Here is an 18,227-nt window from a genome sequence, read left to right on the forward strand (position 1 = left end):
CCCCACCCGCAGGACTCGCCCCGAAGTGGCTTCCACCGATTCAGATCTGCAGACCGATCTTCGCAAGCGTGCGCGCCGCCGTCTTCTCGGCGCGATCGCGCTGGCACTGACCGCGGCCATCGTGCTGCCCATCGTGATGGACCACGAGCCGCGCCCGCCGGCGCAGGACATCGCGGTCCGCATCCCTACGCGTGACGCCGCACCACCGCTGGCGTCACCGGCGCGCGACGCGCAGCCCGATGCCGATACGGCTGAACCGGCGCCGCCGCCGGCACCGCCCGATTCCGAGCCGCTGCCGGCCAGCCGGAACGACGCGCCCAAACCGGCGCCGGTGGTGAAGCCCGAAGCGCCGAAGCCGCCGCCGGCCGAACCCGCCAAGCCCACGCCCAAACCGGAAGCGAAGCCGGAGCCGGTCAAACCGGCAGCGAAGCCCGAACCGACGCCGACCGAAGCCGCACGTGCGGCCGCCCTGCTCGACGGCCAGGGCGCCGCTTTTGCACTGCAGCTCGGCGTGTTCAGCGACGCCGCCAATGTGGCCAAGCTGCGCTCGCGTGCCAAGGAACTGGGCTTTGCCAGCTTTACCGAGGACGTGAAACTGGCCGACGGCCGGACGCGTACCCGCGTCAAGGTCGGCCCCTTCTCCAGCCGCACCGCTGCCGAGGCGGCGCAGCGCAAGCTCGAAGCGGCCGGCATGCGGTCGATGATCGCGCCGCGTTCATGACGATTCTGGATTACGGCCTGATCGGCATCGTGGTCTTCTCCACGGCGATCGGGCTGATGCGCGGACTGGTGAGCGAAGTGATCGCGCTGGCGGCCTGGGTGCTCGCCTTCATCGCCGCCCGTCAGTTCGGCGGCGACGTCGCCCAGTTGCTGACCGGCCTCATTTCTGACCCCGGCCTGCTTGCAGTCGCCGGTTTCGCCCTCACCTTCATAGCCGTACTGCTGCTGTGCGGCGTGCTGCGCTGGCTCATGCGCTCGCTGATTCATGCCACCGGTCTGGACATTCCGGACCGTGTGCTGGGCGGGCTGTTCGGGCTTGCGCGCGCGGGACTTATACTGATGCTCCTCGTCGTCGGCGCGGCCTACACCCCGGCACCTGAGCAGCCCTGGTGGAAGTCGGCCGCGCTGACGCCACCACTCGAGACGGCAGCCATCGCGTTGAAGCCCTGGCTGCCGGAATCCGTGGCGAAAAAGATTCGTTTTAAGGCCTGACCATCATGTGCGGAATACTCGGCGTCGTAGCCACCTCTCCCGTTAACCAGCTGCTGTACGACGGTCTGCTCGTGCTGCAGCACCGAGGCCAGGACGCGGCGGGCATCGCCACCGCGCAGGGGCCGAAGTTCCACATGCACAAGGGCTCGGGCCTGGTGCGCGACGCCTTCCGCACGCGCAACATGCGCAATCTGCAGGGCAACTGGGGCATCGCCCACGTGCGCTACCCGACCGCCGGTTCTGCCTACAACGCGGCCGAGGCGCAGCCCTTCTACGTGAATTCGCCGTTCGGCATCATGCTGGCGCACAACGGCAACCTGACCAATTCCGAAGAACTGAAGCTGGACATGTTCCGCACCGACCTGCGGCACATCAACACCACCAGCGATTCGGAAGTACTGCTCAACGTGCTGGCGCACGAAATGATGCAGGCGCTGCGCGAGCGCCCGACCTTCGACCACGAAACCATCTTCCGCGCGGTGGCCGGCGTGCACCGCCGCTGCCGCGGTGCCTACGCTGTGGTGGCGATGATTGCCGGCTTCGGCCTGCTCGCTTTCCGCGACCCTTACGGCATCCGTCCGCTGGTGATCGGCAACCATGAGACCGCCAACGGCACCGAATGGCTGGTGGCGTCGGAGAGCGTCGCTCTCGACACGCTGGGCTTCAAGCTGCTGCGCGACATCGCACCGGGTGAGGCAGTGCTCGTTTCGCCGGAAGGCGCGATCAGGACGCAGCAGTGCGCCGAGCGTCCGAACTACGCGCCCTGTCTGTTCGAGTACGTCTATCTGGCGCGGCCCGATTCGCTGATGGACGGCGTGTCGGTGTACGAGTCGCGGGTCAAGATGGGCGAGTTCCTCGCGCAGAAGATCCAGCGCGATCACGCCGACCTGCAGATCGACGCCGTCATCCCGATTCCCGATTCCAGCCGCCCGTCGGCGATGGAACTGGCGCGCGTGCTGAACGTGCCCTACCGCGAAGGTTTCGTGAAGAACCGCTACATCGGTCGCACCTTCATCATGCCGGGGCAGGCGGTGCGTCGTAAATCGGTACGCCAGAAGCTCAATGCGATCACCCAGGAATTCAAGGGCAAGAACGTACTGCTGGTCGACGATTCCATCGTGCGCGGCACCACCAGCCAGGAAATCGTGCTGATGGCGCGTGAAGCCGGCGCGCGCAAGGTGTACTTCGCTTCGGCCGCTCCCCCGGTCCGTTTCGCCAACGTCTACGGCATCGACATGCCGACCCGCGACGAACTGATCGCCTCCAACCGCACCGACGACGAAATCCGCGAAGCCATCGGCGCAGACGAACTGATCTACCAGACGCTAGACATGCTGAAGGCCTCGATCACCGCCTGCAATCCGTCGATCGACCAGTTCGAGACGTCCTGCTTCGACGGCTGCTACATCACCGGCGACGTGACCGCTGCCTATCTCGACGGCGTCGAGAGCCAGCGCAAGGGCGCGCCCAAGCAGACGGACGAGGACGGCGGCCAGCTCGACCTGAATCTGGTGGCGTCGGAAGAGAACGCCTGATGGCTGCAGGCGCTTGACGTCTGCAGCGGCCGGGCGCTAATGTCCCGACTACGCGCCGATTTGAATCCAGCTTGCGGGCGCGCGGGGCCGTCGTCGAAAGAGGGCGGCCCCGGACAAATACGGCTAAAGCGGCGAAACGAACGTATCTGCGGAAACCCGTTTTGCCTCCGAGGCGGAACGGGTTTTTTGTTTTTGCGTGCTCCGTTCCCGCCTCGCGCTTTGTTTTCGAACTTCCGCATGACCGGCCATGAGGCTGGATGGAGCACATCATGAGCAGCACAGACCGCGCGCCCTTCGACCCGGCGCAGTACGACCCCGAAACCGTCGCCGTGCGCGCCGGCATCGAGCGCAGCCAGTTCGGTGAACACGGCGAAGCCTTGTTCCTGACATCGAGCTTCGTGTTCGACACCGCGGCCGAGGCCGCCGCCCGCTTTTCCGGCAATGCACCGGGCAATGTCTACGCCCGCTTCACCAACCCGACGGTCACCATGTTCCAGGACCGCCTGGCCGCGCTCGAAGGCGCGGAAGCCTGCATCGCCACCAGTTCCGGCATGTCGGCCATCCTGTCGACGCTGATGGCGCTGCTGAAGAGCGGCGACCACATCATCGCGTCGCGCGGCATCTTCGGTTCGACCCAGCAACTGTTCGCGACCTATTTCGAGAAGTTCGGCGTCAGCACCACACTGGTCGAGGCGACCAATATCGCGGCCTACCGCGCCGCGGTGCAGCCGAACACCAAGCTCTTCTTCATCGAAACGCCGTCCAACCCGCTGACCGAAGTGATCGATATCGCCGCGGTGGCCGAGGTCGCGCACGCGGCCGGCGCGCTGCTGGCGGTCGACAACTGCTTCTGTTCGCCGGCGCTGCAGAAGCCGATCGAACTGGGTGCCGACATCGTCATCCACTCGGCGACCAAGTATCTCGACGGTCAGGGCCGCGTGCTCGGTGGCGCGGTATGCGGCCGCAAGGCGGAAATGGACGAGGTGCTGCGCTTCCTGCGCACCGCTGGCCCGACGCTGTCGCCGTTCAACGCCTGGGTCATCCTGAAGGGGCTGGAAACGCTGTCGATACGCATGCAGGCGCAGTCGGCCAATGCGCTCGAACTGGCGCGCTGGCTGGAGGCTCAGCCCTGGGTGGCGCGCGTGTTCTACCCCGGCCTGCCGTCGCACCCGCAGCACGAGATCGCGATGCGCCAGCAGAAGACCGGCGGCGCGGTGGTGGCCTTCGAGGTGAAGGGCGGTCGCGAAGAGGCGTGGAAGCTGATCGACTCGACCCGCATGCTGTCGATCACCGCCAACCTTGGCGACACCAAGACCACCATCACCCACCCGGCGACCACCACGCACGGCCGCATTTCGCAGGAAGCGCGCGACGCTTCGGGTATCCGCGACAGCCTGATCCGGCTGGCCATCGGGCTGGAGTCGGTCGAAGACATGAAGCGCGATCTCTGTCGCTGGTTGGCGTGATGCCCCCACGCTCACTTTGTTCGCACAGGGTCGGCTTTGCACAGCCGACCCGCTCGGCCTGCGCTGCGCGTGCGCAGCGAAACCCCGGCCTCACCCCCGCCAAGGGGGCGTCGCTCGCCCTTGGGGGGGGCCGGCGGGCGGCGAGCGGCTTCGAAACGCGTCAGTGCAGGAGTTGAGTCCCTATGCCGCGCCACATCGCCCTGGTTCCGGCCGCCGGTAGCGGCAGCCGCTTCGGCGCGCAGATGCCGAAGCAGTACCTGCCGCTGGCCGGCCAGCCGTTGATCCGCCATGCGCTGGCGACGCTGTGCGCCCACCCGCGCATCGACCGCGTGGTGGTCGTGCTGGCGCCGGAGGATCTGTACTGGCAGGGCTTCGACTGGTCCGCGCTCGGTCCCAAGCTGATGCCGGTGCATTGCGGCGGATCGAGCCGCGCGGTGTCGGTGCGCAATGGCTTGTGGGAAGTCGCCGGTTGGGCGCGGCCGGACGACTGGGTGCTGGTGCATGACGCGGCGCGCCCCTGTCTGTCCGCGGACATGCTGGATACGCTGATCGACACGCTGGCTGACGACCCGGTCGGCGGCCTGCTGGCGCAGAAGGTGGCCGACACGCTGAAGCGTGCTGACGCCACCGACCGGGTCGAGGCGACGGTGCCGCGCGACGCGATGTGGCAGGCGCAGACGCCGCAGATGTTCCGGCTGGCCACGCTGCACGACGCACTCGACCGCTGCACCGACGTGACCGACGAAGCGTCGGCCATCGAAGCCGTCGGCCTCAAGCCGCACCTGGTTGCCGCTGGCGCGGCCAATCTGAAAGTGACCTGGCCGGAAGACATGAAGCTGGCCGAACTGATCCTGCAGACACGGGGGAACGCCGCATGAATCCGCTGCTCGGCGCATCGCCGCTGCCTTTCCGCATCGGCCAGGGCTTCGACGTGCACAAGCTGGTCGAAGGCCGCAGATGCATCATCGGCGGTGTCGACATTCCGCACGAAAAAGGCCTGCTCGGTCATTCCGACGCCGACGTTCTGCTGCACGCCATCACCGACGCACTGCTCGGCGCGGCCGGTCTGGGTGACATCGGCCGCCTGTTTCCGGACACCGACGCCGCCTATGCCGGCGCTGACAGCCGCGTGCTGCTGCGCGAGGCGGTGAAGAAGGTGCAGGGCACCGGCTGGCTGATCGGCAACATCGACGCCACCGTCATCTGCGAGCGCCCGAAAATCACGCCGCACGCCGCGCAGATGGTGGCCAATATCGCGGCCGACTGCGGCATCCCGCCGCATGCGGTGAACGTGAAGGGCAAGACCTCGGAAAAGCTGGGTTACACCGGTCGCGGTGAAGGCATCGCGGCCCAGGCGGTGGCCATGCTGGTGCGGCCGCCCGAACCCGCCATGGGCTGAGCACTACCGATGTCGGCGGTTTTGACATCACGGCGCTAAATGCGTAGCGAATCCGATTCGAATCAATGGCTTGTTCGCGTGGTGCATGTCTTGCTTCAAGGTGGCCGACGCAATTCACCGATAAGGACATCCCGATGAAGTCCCTGCTTGTCGCCGCCTCCCTGCTGGCCGCATCTTCCGCCTGGGCCGCCGCCCCGATCACGCCGACCAACGCCTCCGCCACCGGCAGCTACTCGATCGACGGGGTCGACCTGTCCATCCTCGCCGATGGTTACGTCGCACCCGAGCTGACGCTCTACACCGTCGACGCCGTATCCTGGTCGGGCCAGGAAGGCGCATCCGGCGCCACCTTCACGCTCGATTTCGGCCAGCTCTACACGTTGACCGACGTGCTGCTCGGCGTCGATCACAATGACTTCTACCAGGTGCAGGTGTCGACCGACGGCCTGAACTGGAACACGCTGTTCACCAACCTCGCTTTCGAAGGTCAATCCAATTTCGGCAGCGAAATCATCTCCAGCGTTGCCGGCGACACCGAATACCAGGCCACCATCGACTTCCCGTCGGTGGCCGCCCGCTATGCGCGCATCTACGCCATGGGTGGCGACAGCGCCTACTCGGTATCGGAAATGAGCTTCAGCGGTGTGGCCGTCGTGCCGGAGCCGGAAGCCTATGCACTGATGCTGGCGGGTCTGGCGCTGGTCGGCTTTGCCGCACGCCGTCGTTAAGTTCCTTCGCGCGCAGTGAAAAGGCCGGCGTTCAGCCGGCCTTTTTCGTTATCGCGGGCACGCGCGTCGTGCCGCCTGAAGGCCTTCAGCGAGCCGTTGGCGGTGGAGCGGCTTCCACCACCTGCCATCCTTCCCGGCAGGTTCTGACATAGGGGTAGTACTCGCGTGCCGACGCGCAGTAGTACCAGTTGCCGCGCCCGGACTGCGCTGCGGCAGGCGGTGTCGACGCGGCGGGTGGCTGATGTCCTGGTGGTGGCGGTGGATAGGGCGCATTCGCCCGTCCCGGCAGCGCCGGCGCGGGCGCTGGTGCCGACGCGCCGGTGCCGCGGTCGGCGAAGCGGCCGGACGTCGGCACGCGCTGGCCCTTGGCGTACATGCACTGGATGTAGGCCTGGTCATAGCTGCGCTGCGTACCGCGGGCCGAACTCTGTGCCGCTTCGCTGCCGATGGCGCCGCCCATGATCAGGCCGGTGCCGGCTCCGACGCCGGCACCTTCACGACCTCCGATCAACGCACCGGCAGCGGCGCCGACCGCGGTACCGACTGCTGCGCTGCGCACGCCGGCGTCGCGGGCGGCTTCGCTGGCGTCGGTGCCACCGGTCTGTTCGCGCGCGTATTCGCGGCACAGCGCATCGTCGTGACGGAACTGGTCGAAGCTCTTGCCAGTGCCCGGCAGTGCCATCACGCTCGGACCGCTGGGCGTCGTCGCGCAGCCGGCGAGCAGGGTGAGCGTCAGTGCGGCAAGCGCTGCATGTTGAAACTTCCTCATCGCGCGCACCTCATCGCGGCGGCTGCGCCGCCACGCTCTGCCAGCCTTCCGGACATTCCGTGACGTAAGGGTAGTAGCCGTTGACCGATGCGCAGTAGTACCAGGTGCTCGGCGGCGGCGGGGGCGGCGACATCGAAGGCGCCGGGGCGACCGGTTGCGGATCGCGTTCGACATAGACCGGCGGCGCGCGCTCGATCACCACCGGCGGATAGTAGGCCGGACCGTAGTAGTAGGGCGGGGGATAGTAGAAGGGTGACGGGCCGTACCAGGGGCGGTAATGGCCCGACCCGAAGACAAAGCCCACGCCGATGTCGACGTGGGTGCGTCCGTGACGATGCCCGTGGCGGTGGCCGCGGTCCGCCCACGCGTTGCTGGTCGCGAGCAGTCCGAGTGCCAGTGCGGCGGCCGCTGCTCTCTGCGAATTCATGATCGATCACCTTTCCGGCACCGCGAGACGGTACGGTGCATTGCGGATCATCGCGCCGCCGTGTCAATCGTCTGTGCGACAGCCGTTGCGGCGTGTTGCAGTTGCAACAGAATGGTAATGGATGACGGCGCGGCTGGCTTCACCGGCCGCCCGTCGGTTGTTCCGACGGTGGGCTGGACCCCGCGAGCAGGCTTTCCAGCCGCTCGATGCGGTGACGGTGGGCGGTCGTGATGGCGTAGAAGTGCTCCCGCAGTTCGGCCGAGCGGCCCAGCATCACCAGGACGCCGGTGCGCAGTTCGTCCTGCACCACCACCTCGGGCAGCACGGTGAGCCAGCCACTGTCGCGGGCGATCAGGCGCAGCATGGCCATGTCGTCGACCTCGGCGCGCAGGCGAGGGCGGACGCCGGCCGACATGCACAGGGCGTCGAACTGCGCGCGCAGCGCGTGGCGCGGACCGGGCAGCGCGACGTCGACGCCGTCGAGATCGTCCGGCAGGCGCATCGCCTTGGTCCGGCCGCGGGCGGCGGGGCCGACCAGACAGATTTCCTGGCTGCCGAGGAAGCGGCAGTGGAGCGGGCGGTTCGCGTCGGCAGCGACCGCTTCGTTGGCCAGCACGACGTCGAGCTGATGCGTGATCAGCCGGTCGATCAGGCCGTCGATCTGGCCGGATTCCAGCGTCAGCACGACCGTCGGATCGGTCAGCAGCGGCCGTATCCAGTTCTCCTGGTAGTTGCGCGACAGCGTGGCCACGCTGCCGACCCGCAGCCGGATCATCCCGTCGGCGCGGCCCTGCAGCCGGCCCAGCATTTCCTGCCCCAGTCCGAATATGTCCTCGGCGTAGGACATCACCATCTGCCCGGTGTGGGTAAGTATCAGACTTCTTCCGCTGCGCTCGAACAGCGGCTCGCCGAGGCGCTCTTCGAGCTGCCGGATCTGCGCCGACAGTGCCGACTGCGACACGTGCAGTTCCTGTGCCGCGCGCGTCAGGTGGCCGGTCCGGGCGACGCGCCAGAAGTAGAGCAGGTGATGAAAGTTGAGCTGTTCGAGATTCATTGTTCTGATTAAAAGAACGAAATATTCTTTTCATTGTATTTTACAGAACGTTTGCTGCGCCACATCATCGATGCCAGTGCTATCGAGGAGATGTGGAATGGATCCATACAGTCTGAAGTCGGGGGCCGGCGCGCTGCTGCCCGCCCTGCTGATGTCCCTGCCGATGCTGCTGAGCCGGCTGCGCGGTCGCGACGATGCGCCACTTTGGCGCTGCTTCACGCAGCTGTCCGCGGTCGCGCTGCTGGCGGCGCTGGCCACGCCGCTGCTGCTGTGGCTGGCAAGCGATCTGCCCGGTCCGCGCCTCGACGGCTGGATCGCGCTCGGCCCGTTCACCGCAGCGATGGCCATCCTGGTGCAGGCGGTCGGTACCGTTATCGGCGTGTTCTCGTCGCGCTATCTGCAGGGCGAGGCAGGACAGCGCCGCTACGTGGCGGCGCTGTCGGGCGTGCTGGTCGCGGTGCACCTGATGCTGATCGCCGACCACTGGGTTCTGCTGATCGCCGCCTGGGCGCTGGTCGGCGTCGCGCTGCAGCGCCTGCTGTGCTTCTACGGCGACCGCCCGTTCGCGCTGCTTGCGGCGCACAAGAAGAGCCTGGCCGACCGTCTCGCCGATGTCCTGCTGATCATCGCTGCGGCGCTGGCCTGGAACGAGGTCGGCAGCGGCTCATTGTCGGAGCTGTGGCGCCATCTTGACGCGCACGGCGCATCGGTGGCACTGCAGGCGAGCGCGCTGTGCGTCGCTATCGCGGTCATCCTGCGCACCGCGCTGCTGCCGGCGCACGGCTGGATCATCCAGGTGATGGAGGCGCCGACCCCGGTGTCGGCCCTGCTGCACGCCGGCGTCGTCAATCTGGGTGGTGTCGTGCTGATCCGCTTCTCGCCGCTTCTCGATGCGGTGCCCGCTGCGCGCTGGCTGCTGGTGATCGCCGGTCTGGCGACCGCGCTGCTGGCCGGCATGGTCATGCTGACGCGGGTGAGCATCAAGGTCAGGCTGGCCTGGTCAACCGTGGCGCAGATGGGTTTCATGGTGCTTGAGTGCGGCCTTGGCCTGTACATGTTCGCCGCGTTGCACCTGATCGGCCACTCGCTGTACAAAGCGCACGCCTTCCTCGCCGCCTCCGGTGTGGTTCGGGATACGCGGCTGCGCAGGATGCTGGGCGAACAGCGTGCCGCGCTGCCCAGCCTGCTGCTGGCGCCGCTGATCACTGGCGCGGCCGTGCTGGCGACAGCGTGGCTGGCGGGTGCGCACTGGCCGCAGTGGTGGACGCTGGTTCTGGCGCTGGCCTGGGCGCCTCTGCTGTGGCTGCCGTCCGCTACCGAGCGCACGCGTGCTGCGCTCTGGCAGGGCGCTGCCGGTCTCGTTGCCGTGGCCGGATTGACGCTGGCCGCCGGTGTCGCGCATCGGCTGCCGCTCGGCCTCAACGACCGGCCCGACGAGGTTGCCGGCCTCGTCACGCTGGCCGGCATGACCTTGCTCTACGGCTGGATGGTCGTGCTGCAGACCCGGCCGCAGTGGCTGTCCGCCTGGCGACGTCTGAGTTACGCCGGCTTCTACGTCGATGAGTTCTACACCCGTCTCACGCTGACGCTGTGGCCTACCCGCTGGATTCCGCCCGTCGCCGCCGGCCGCACCGGCGACGCCGACCTCGCCCCCGCGCAGCCCTGATTCGATCGCCTGGAGATGATGATGCAGACCTCTGCCCCCGAAGCCGTCCGTACGCAGCCGCCCTGTGACTTCGTCGCGCCGATCGATGCGCCGCGTGACGACCTGCTGCAGCGCCGTATCGATGCCGCCTGTTCCACCGCCTGCGCCGCGATCGCGCCAGCCTGGCCGCTGGACCGGGCGATCGCCGTCAATCCACACTGGTCGCGCATCGGCCACAGCGTGCGCACGGTCGCCGCACGGATGGCGGTACTGGCTGGCATACCGGTGTTTCCGTCGCGCGACCTTCTGCAGCAGGCCTGGCGCAGCGGTCGCGTCACCGCGGCTGACCTGACGGCTGCACTGACCTCGCTGCCGCCGGGCACGACCGACGGACTGGATGCCGCCACCTGCGTCGCCGCCCTCGACCTGACACCCGAACTGCCCCGGCTGCCGCTGCTGATCGACGTGCTCGACGACGACCCGGCGCGCCACCAGCGGCTGTCCTGGCGACAGGCCATCACCCATCAGGTCAGCCAGACCTGCGCCGCCTATTTTGACGAGCACCAGGCCGACTGGCAGCCCGAGCGCGGCGGCGGTCTGTATGCCTTCTGGCGCGACACGCTGAGCCACGACCACGGCATCGGCGTGCTGATGGGTCTGCCCGATCTGAACCGGCGGCTGCATGCGCTGCCGGCCGACCGCGTCGAGGCCGAGCGCTGGGTGCTGCAGCGCCTGGGCCTGCCGGAGCAGGCATGGGCCGACTACCTCGAGGCGGTGCTGCTGACGGTGAACGGCTGGGCGTCGTGGTGCGCCTATCTCGGCTGGGAGGCCGCGCAGCGCGGCGGTGCGGACCCGCACCTGCGCGATCTGCTGGCCATCCGGCTGGCCTGGGGCGCGCTGCTGCTCGAAGGCCACTGCGACCAGTCGGCGGAACGTTCCTTTGCCGCGGTGCAGGCGGCCTGGGCCGAGGCACCGGCGACGCTCGCCCGCGCCGAGGACATGCTGCGCATCGACGAAATATGGCAGTCGGCGCTCGACACGGCCTACCAGCGGGATCTGGCGCTGCGACTGGCCTGCGCCAGCAGCCCGCAGGTACTGGACGCGCCGGCGACGCGGCCGGAGGTGCAGGCGGCCTTCTGCATCGACGTGCGCAGCGAACCGATGCGCCGGGCACTGGAGGCGGTGTGGCCGGGCATGCGCACGCTCGGTTTTGCCGGCTTCTTCGGCCTGCCCATCGCCTACACGCCCTTCGCCACCGACGCCCGCCGCCCGCAACTGCCCGGACTGCTGGCTCCGGCGATCGAGGTGACCGATCGCATCGACGGCGGCAGCGGCGGTGATCCGCTCGATGTCGCGGCGGCCACGGCGCGCCAGCGTCAGTTCGCCGGTCGGCGCTCGTGGCGGTCGGCGAGTCGTTGGCCGGGAGCGGCTTTCTCCTTCGTCGAAGCGGCCGGCGTCGGCTATGTTGGCAAGCTGGCGCGCTGGCTGCATCCGTCACGCGAGGCGCGTGCGCGCGACGATCTCGACGGCCTGCCGTCGCGCTATCGCGAACTGTGCCGCCCGACGCTGGACGGGCTGGATCTCGACGCACGGGTGGCGCTGGCCGAGCGCGTGCTGCGCGCGATGGGTCTGGAGCGCGAACTGGCGCCGCTGGTGCTGCTGATCGGTCACGGCAGCCAGAGCGCCAACAACGCGCATGCCGCCGCGCTCGACTGTGGCGCCTGCTGCGGACAGACCGGCGAGGTGAATGCCCGCGCGCTGGCACGCCTGCTCAACGATGCCGGAGTGCGTGCGGCGCTGGTGCAGCGTGGCATCGACATCCCCGCCGTGACGGTGTTCGTCGCCGGGCTGCACAACACGACGACCGATGAGATCGAAGGCTTCGATCTCGACCTGCTGCCGGCCGAGGCGCGCGCCCGCTGGGAGCGTCTGGAGCCGGTGTTCGCCCACGCCGGCGACCAGGTCAGGCGCGAGCGCGCCGCCAGCCTCGGCCTGGACCCGCGCGCCGGTCATGGCGCGCTGCTGTCACAGCTGCGCCGCCGCGCCAACGACGGTGCGCAGACGCGGCCGGAGTGGGGCCTGGCCGGCAACGCCGCCTTCATCATCGCGCCGCGTGCGCGCAGCGAATCGGCGGTGCTGAACGGGCGTACCTTCCTGCACGACTACGACAGCGCGCGCGATGCCGACGGCAGCCTGCTCGAACTGCTGATGACCGCGCCGATGCTGGTGACGCACTGGATCAACTGGCAGTACCACGCTTCGACCTGCGCACCGGCGCACTTCGGCAGCGGCAACAAGCTGCTGCACAACGTGGTCGGCGGGCGCATCGGCGTGTTCGAAGGCAACGGCGGCGATCTGCGCATCGGCCTGTCGCGGCAGTCGCTGCACGACGGCGAGCGCTGGGTGCACGAACCGGTGCGCCTGACCGTCGCGATCGACGCGACGGCGGCCGCCATCGAACGCGTGCTCGGCAAGCATGCCGTGGTGCGCCAGCTGGTCGACAACGGCTGGCTGCATCTGTGGCGCTTCGACGGCGCCCGGATGCTGCGCTACGCAGCCGGCCAGTGGCAGTCGCTGCCTTTCACCGGCGGCGCAGCGACCGAGGCGTCCGCGCCATCCGCTGTTCCCGTCCAGTGAGGTTCCTGTCATGAATGCACCCGTACCCACACTGCGCGACGACGCCAGCCTGTCGCATCTGGACTGGCTGGAGGCCGAGGCCATCCACATCATGCGCGAGGTGGCCGGCCAGTGCGCCCGCCCGGCGCTGCTGTTCTCCGGCGGCAAGGATTCGGTCTGCCTGCTGCGCATCGCCGAGAAGGCCTTCCGGCCCGGTCGCTTCCCCTTCCCTCTGCTGCACATCGACACCGGCCACAACTATCGCGAGGTGATCGAGTTCCGCGACCGCCGCGCCGCCGAACTGGGCGAGCGGCTCATCGTGCGTTCGGTCGAGGATTCGATCCGTCGCGGTTCGGTCGTACTCAAGCACGCCGACGAATCGCGAAACCGGCACCAGTCGGTCACGCTGCTTGAAGCGATCGAGGAGTTCGGCTTCGACGGCTGCATCGGCGGCGCCCGGCGTGACGAGGAGAAGGCGCGCGCCAAGGAACGCATCATGAGTTTCCGCGACGAATTCGGTCAGTGGGATCCGAAGAACCAGCGCCCCGAACTGTGGAACCTCTACAACGCCCGCACCCATGTGGGCGAAAACGTGCGCGCCTTTCCGATCTCGAACTGGACCGAACTCGACGTCTGGCAATACATAGAGCGCGAGCGGCTGGCCTTGCCGTCCATCTATTTCGCGCACGAGCGCGAGGTGGTGCTGCGCAACGGTCTGCCGGTGCCGGTGAACGTGCCGCTGGCCAGCGGCGAACTGACCAGCCTGCCGCGGCCTGGTGAGCAGGTCGTCTTACGGCGGGTGCGTTTCCGCACTGTCGGCGACATTTCCTGCACGGCGCCGGTCGAGTCGGATGCCGATACCGTCGCGCGCATCCTTATCGAAACCGCGAGCACCGACCTGACCGAACGTGGTGCCACGCGACTGGACGATCAGACCGGCGACGCGTCGATGGAACAGCGCAAGCGTGAAGGCTATTTCTGAGCACCGGCCGCGCTGCGACCGGTCATCGAGGACCGCATATGAGTACATCTGAAGACAAGGGCCTGCTGCGCTTCCTGACCTGCGGCAGCGTGGACGACGGCAAGAGCACGCTGATCGGCCGCCTGCTGCACGACAGCCGGGCCATCCTCGCCGACACGCTGCAGGCGATCGAGCGCACGTCGGCACGCCGCGGCATGGAAGCGATCGACCTGTCGCTGCTGACCGACGGTCTGCAGGCGGAGCGCGAACAGGGCATCACCATCGATGTCGCCTACCGCTATTTCTCGTCGGGCCGGCGCAAGTTCATCATCGCCGATGCGCCGGGGCACGAGCAGTACACGCGCAACATGGTCACCGCTGCGTCGACCGCCGATCTGGCCATCATCCTGATCGACGCGCGCCGCGGCGTGCTGACGCAGACCCGTCGCCATGCGCAGCTGGCGGCGATGCTCGGCATACCGCAGCTGGTGGTGGCGGTGAACAAGATGGATCTGGTCGACTTCGCGCAGCCGGTGTTCGAGCGCATCCGCGACGACTTCCTCGCGTTCGCGGCCGGCGTCGGCTTCGGGCAGGCGCGCTTCGTGCCGATGTCCGCCCTGCGCGGCGACATGGTGGTCGACCGTGGCGAACACCTCCACTGGTACGACGGGCCCACGCTGATGGAGATGCTGGAAAGCGCGCCGGCAGCGGTGGCACCGCACGCCCACCCGTTCCGCTTTCCGGTGCAGTGGGTCTGCCGTCCGCAGGACGCGGCGAATCCTGCGTTGCACGATTACCGCGGCTTCATGGGCCGGGTCGAGGCCGGACGCATCGCGGTCGGCGATACGGTGAGCGTGCTGCCCTCCGGCCTGAGCACCACGGTCCGCGCCATCGAGATCGGCGGCGAAGCGCTTGCGCACGCCGGCGCCGAACAGTCGGTCGCGCTGCTGCTCGATGACGACATCGACGTGTCGCGCGGCGACATGATCGTGGCGCCCGGGCAAGCGCCGCAGGTGCTGCGCCAGATCAGCGCAGACCTGTGCTGGCTGTCGGATCTGCCGATGGACCGCGCCCGCACCTACCTGATCCGCCATACGACGCGCGAGGTCAGGGCGAAGCTGGTGGCCATCGATCATCGGCTCGACGTGAATACACTGGAGCGTATGCCCGCCGAACGGCTGGTGATGAACGACATCGCCCGCGTGCGCTTCAAGCTGGCGCATCCGGTGTTCGCCGATCCTTATGTGCAGAACCGTTCGACCGGTGCTTTCGTCGTCATCGACGACAGTACCTACAACACGGTGGGCGCGGGCATGATCGTGGCGGACGCTGACGCCGCGGCGTGATGCGAGCGGCAGTGATCGGTCCGCGTTCAAGCCGGCGCGCTGCAGGTCGTTAAGACTGTCTGCGCGCCGGTCGTCGGCGCAGGAGAGATCACATGGACGTTTCCGCAATCGCCAGCGCCGCTACCTCGATGTCGCAGCAGAAGGTGGCCGACGCCGCCGGCACCCTGGTGCTCAGAAAGGCACTGGACATTCAGGCGTCGAACGCCGCGCAACTGCTGCAGGCACTGCCGACCCCTCAGCCTGCGCCGCCCGCCAGCAAGAACATCATCGATACCTACGCCTGAGACTGGGGTCCGAGCGGACCTCTCACTCTTTCCCGCGCCCGCCTTCCAGTGCCCGCCGCAGATAGGGCGCGGTGCGGCTGCCTTTCGCCTTTGCCACGTCGGCCGGCAGTCCCTCGGCGACGATGCGCCCGCCCTCGGCGCCGGCGCCCGGCCCCATGTCGATCACCCAGTCCGCGCGCGCCACCAGCCGCATGTCGTGTTCGACCAGCACCACGCTGTTGCCGGCGTCGACCAGTACTTCGAGCTGGACGAGCAGGCGTTCGACGTCGGCCGGATGCAGGCCGGTGGTCGGTTCGTCCAGCACGTAAAGCGTGCCGCCTCGTCCGCTGCGCTGAAGTTCGGTGGCGAGCTTGATGCGCTGCGCCTCGCCGCCCGACAGTTCGGTCGCCGGCTGGCCCAGCCGCAGATAGCCCAGGCCGAGCCGGCTCAGCAGCGTGAGCGGGGCGCGCACCCGGGGTTCGTCCGCAAACACCTCCACGGCCTGATCGACGGTGAGGTCCAGCACCTCGGCGATGTTGCGGCCCTGCCAGCACACGGCCAGCGTGGCCGGGTTGTAGCGGGTGCCGTGGCAGTCGGCGCAGGGCGCGTACACGCCGGGCATGAACAGCAGTTCGACGCTGACGAAGCCTTCGCCCTCGCAGGTCGGGCAGCGGCCCTTGGCCACGTTGAACGAGAAGCGCCCGGCGTCGTAGCCGCGCTTGCGGGCAGCCGGCGTCTGCGCGAACAGCTTGCGCACCTCGTCGAACAGTCCGGTATAGGTGGCGAGGTTGGAGCGCGGCGTGCGGCCGATCGGCTTCTGGTCTATGCGCACCAGCCGGCGGATCGCGTCCGCGCCTTCGCCCAGCCGGCCTTCGGTCGGCGCACTGTCGACCGGCGGCTGCTCGCCGTCGTCGTGTTCGGACTCCGCTTCGACCACGTGGCCCAGGTGTTCGGCCACCAGTTCGACAAGAGCCTGGCTGATCAGGCTGGACTTGCCGGAGCCGGACAGGCCGGTCACCGCGCACAGCACGCCGAGCGGAATGCGCGCGTCCAGCCGCAGCAGGTTGTTGCGGCTCACGTCGTGCAGCGCCAGCCAGCCTGATGGCGTTCGCGGTGTGCGCACCGGCGGCAGATCCGACTTCAGGAAGCGCGCAGTGGCTGACACTGCGACGCCGGCCAGACCGGCGGGCGGACCGCTGTATACGATGCGTCCGCCCTCGCTGCCCGCGCCCGGGCCGACATCGACCACCCAGTCGGCGCGGCGGATCATGTCGAGGTCGTGCTCGACCACGAACACGCTGTTGCCGGCCTGCTTCAACTGCAGCAGCGCGTCGAACAGCGCTTCGCCGTCTGCCGGGTGCAGGCCGGCGGAGGGTTCGTCCAGCACATAGACCACGCCGAACAGCTGCGAGCGCAGCTGGGTGGCCAGTCTGAGCCGCTGCAGTTCGCCCGGCGACAGCGTGGGCGTGCTGCGTTCCAGCGTCAGGTAACCCAGGCCCAGCCGCAGCAGCACCTCGATGCGGTCGACCACGTCGCCGGCCAGCCTCTGGGCGGCGAGGCGCTTTTCCTCCGGCAGCCGTGCATCCGCCTCGCCGGCGGCAGCCGGTGCCAGCAGGCGTGCCACCTCGGACAGCGGCTGGCGCGACAGTGCACCGATGTCCAGCCGGGCGAAGGTGACCGCCAGCGCTTCCCGCTTGAGCCGCTTGCCGTCGCAGGCCGGGCAGTCGCTCGCGCGCATGTAGCGCGACACTCGCTTTCTCATCAGCGTGCTCTGGGTGCTGGCGAAGGTGTGCAGCACGTAGCGACGTGCGCTGGTGAAGGTGCCCTGATAGCTCGGCTCCATCTTCCGCCGCAGCGCGAGACGCGTTTCCTCCGGCGTGAAGCCGGCATACACCGGTACCACCGGCTGTTCGTCGGTGAACAGGATCCAGTCGCGCACCTTGCGCGGCAGCTTCGCCCACGGCGTGTCGATGTCTATGCCCAGGCTGACCAGAATGTCGCGCAGGTTCTGGCCGTGCCAGGCCGGCGGCCAGGCGCTGACCGCACCGTCGCGTATGGTCAGCGACGGATCGAGCACCAGCGTGTCTTCGCTCACCTCGAACACGCGCCCCAGACCGTGGCAGTCCGGGCAAGCGCCCTGTGGCGTGTTGGGCGAGAAGTCCTCGGCCTGCAGCATGGGCTGGCGTGCCGGGTAGCGGCCGGCGCGCGAGTAGAGCAGGCGCAGCAGGCTGGACAGCGTGGTCACGCTGCCCACCGATGAGCGCGCGCCCGGTGTGCCGCGCTGCTGCTGCAGCGCCACCGCCGGCGGCAGGCCCTCGATGCTGTCGACATCCGGCACGCCGGCCTGATCGATCAGCCGGCGTGCGTACGGCGCCACCGATTCCAGATAGCGCCGCTGCGCCTCGACATACAGCGTGCCGAAGGCGAGCGAGGACTTGCCGGACCCGGATACGCCGGAAAACGCCACCAGCGCGTCGCGCGGCAGATCGACGTCGATGTCCTTCAGATTGTGTTCGCGGGCGCCGCGCACGCGGACGGTGGCGGCGGCGGGGAGTCGGTTGGAGAAGGAGGCCTTGCTCATGCGCGTGCGATGGAAATGGGACGGAAACGGACCCGCACAGGGTAGGTAAGGGCGGCCGACACCTGTGCGGCAGGCAGACCTTGCCTGGGCGAAGATGTTGCCATGTCGTCGCATTGTGCCCGGCCCTGTGCCGGACGCGTGCCGTTCCCTTCCGTCGCCGGCGGGCTCCGGCGCCCGACGCATCGCGTGTTCCGCTTTGATGCCTCCCGCTGGCGAGGAGGCCGG

General features: G+C 68.4%; 16 protein-coding genes. 12 read left to right on the forward strand and 4 right to left on the reverse strand.

What is annotated here, in order from left to right; translation table 11 throughout:
- Positions 1-25 precede the first annotated feature (25 nt).
- The 7 genes from WJU27_RS00875 (at position 26) to WJU27_RS00905 (ending at position 6,340) form a co-directional block, all read left to right on the forward strand.
- The gene (locus WJU27_RS00875; RefSeq protein WP_341420848.1) at positions 26-721 is read left to right on the forward strand and encodes an SPOR domain-containing protein; all 696 of its coding nucleotides are present in this window, start codon (positions 26-28) and stop codon (positions 719-721) included.
- Positions 718-1,212: a CvpA family protein gene (locus WJU27_RS00880; protein WP_296812753.1), complete on the forward strand. Its 495-nt coding sequence runs from the start codon at positions 718-720 to the stop codon at positions 1,210-1,212. The genes WJU27_RS00875 and WJU27_RS00880 overlap by 4 nt, the downstream gene beginning before the upstream one ends.
- 5 nt (positions 1,213-1,217) lie before the next feature.
- On the forward strand, positions 1,218-2,747 hold the full coding sequence (gene purF / locus WJU27_RS00885) for an amidophosphoribosyltransferase (protein WP_020165426.1): 1,530 nt from the start codon (positions 1,218-1,220) through the stop codon (positions 2,745-2,747).
- Positions 2,748-3,004: 257 nt separating this feature from the next.
- The gene (locus WJU27_RS00890) at positions 3,005-4,213 is read left to right on the forward strand and encodes an O-succinylhomoserine sulfhydrylase (protein WP_296812749.1); all 1,209 of its coding nucleotides are present in this window, start codon (positions 3,005-3,007) and stop codon (positions 4,211-4,213) included.
- 182 nt (positions 4,214-4,395) lie between these two features.
- The gene (gene ispD / locus WJU27_RS00895; protein WP_341420849.1) at positions 4,396-5,091 is read left to right on the forward strand and encodes a 2-C-methyl-D-erythritol 4-phosphate cytidylyltransferase; all 696 of its coding nucleotides are present in this window, start codon (positions 4,396-4,398) and stop codon (positions 5,089-5,091) included.
- Positions 5,088-5,612, forward strand: coding sequence for a 2-C-methyl-D-erythritol 2,4-cyclodiphosphate synthase (gene ispF, locus WJU27_RS00900; RefSeq protein ID WP_019917339.1), 525 nt, complete (start codon positions 5,088-5,090; stop codon positions 5,610-5,612). The genes ispD and ispF overlap by 4 nt, the downstream gene beginning before the upstream one ends.
- Before the next feature lie 134 nt (positions 5,613-5,746).
- Positions 5,747-6,340 carry a discoidin domain-containing protein gene (locus WJU27_RS00905; protein WP_341420850.1) on the forward strand — a complete coding sequence of 198 codons (594 nt, stop codon included), beginning with the start codon at positions 5,747-5,749 and terminating at the stop codon, positions 6,338-6,340.
- Between the two features lie 85 nt (positions 6,341-6,425).
- Here the strand turns inward: WJU27_RS00905 and WJU27_RS00910 are convergent, their stop codons facing one another.
- The 3 genes from WJU27_RS00910 to WJU27_RS00920 form a co-directional block, all read right to left on the reverse strand.
- Complete coding sequence (locus WJU27_RS00910; protein ID WP_341420851.1) at positions 6,426-7,109, reverse strand: YMGG-like glycine zipper-containing protein; 684 nt, start codon at positions 7,107-7,109, stop codon at positions 6,426-6,428.
- A gap of 10 nt (positions 7,110-7,119) precedes the next feature.
- Positions 7,120-7,536, reverse strand: coding sequence for a hypothetical protein (locus tag WJU27_RS00915; RefSeq protein ID WP_020165420.1), 417 nt, complete (start codon positions 7,534-7,536; stop codon positions 7,120-7,122).
- Positions 7,537-7,675: 139 nt separating this feature from the next.
- On the reverse strand, positions 7,676-8,590 hold the full coding sequence (locus WJU27_RS00920; protein ID WP_341420852.1) for a LysR family transcriptional regulator: 915 nt from the start codon (positions 8,588-8,590) through the stop codon (positions 7,676-7,678).
- Positions 8,591-8,687: 97 nt separating this feature from the next.
- Here WJU27_RS00920 and WJU27_RS00925 point away from each other — a divergent pair, with 97 nt between their 5' ends.
- From WJU27_RS00925 to WJU27_RS00945, 5 genes are all read left to right on the forward strand, one after another.
- Positions 8,688-10,256 (forward strand): NADH-quinone oxidoreductase subunit L, encoded by a 1,569-nt coding sequence (locus WJU27_RS00925; protein WP_341420853.1) that lies wholly within the window; start codon positions 8,688-8,690, stop codon positions 10,254-10,256.
- Between the two features lie 15 nt (positions 10,257-10,271).
- A complete protein-coding gene (locus tag WJU27_RS00930; RefSeq protein WP_341420854.1) occupies positions 10,272-12,872 on the forward strand; it encodes a YbcC family protein in 2,601 nt (866 codons plus the stop codon).
- A gap of 10 nt (positions 12,873-12,882) precedes the next feature.
- Positions 12,883-13,833, forward strand: a complete 951-nt coding sequence (cysD, locus tag WJU27_RS00935; RefSeq protein ID WP_341420855.1) for a sulfate adenylyltransferase subunit CysD — start codon at positions 12,883-12,885, stop codon at positions 13,831-13,833.
- A gap of 38 nt (positions 13,834-13,871) precedes the next feature.
- Positions 13,872-15,158, forward strand: coding sequence for a sulfate adenylyltransferase subunit 1 (locus tag WJU27_RS00940; RefSeq protein WP_341420856.1), 1,287 nt, complete (start codon positions 13,872-13,874; stop codon positions 15,156-15,158).
- 92 nt (positions 15,159-15,250) lie between these two features.
- Positions 15,251-15,442 (forward strand): YjfB family protein, encoded by a 192-nt coding sequence (locus WJU27_RS00945; RefSeq protein ID WP_296812733.1) that lies wholly within the window; start codon positions 15,251-15,253, stop codon positions 15,440-15,442.
- A gap of 22 nt (positions 15,443-15,464) precedes the next feature.
- Here the strand turns inward: WJU27_RS00945 and WJU27_RS00950 are convergent, their stop codons facing one another.
- A complete protein-coding gene (locus WJU27_RS00950) occupies positions 15,465-18,002 on the reverse strand; it encodes an excinuclease ABC subunit UvrA (protein WP_341420857.1) in 2,538 nt (845 codons plus the stop codon).
- Between the last annotated feature and the right edge of the window lie 225 nt (positions 18,003-18,227).

This window comes from Methyloversatilis sp. NSM2, from assembly GCF_038066675.1.
In the GTDB taxonomy this organism is placed as follows: Bacteria; Pseudomonadota; Gammaproteobacteria; order Burkholderiales; family Rhodocyclaceae; genus Methyloversatilis; species Methyloversatilis discipulorum_A.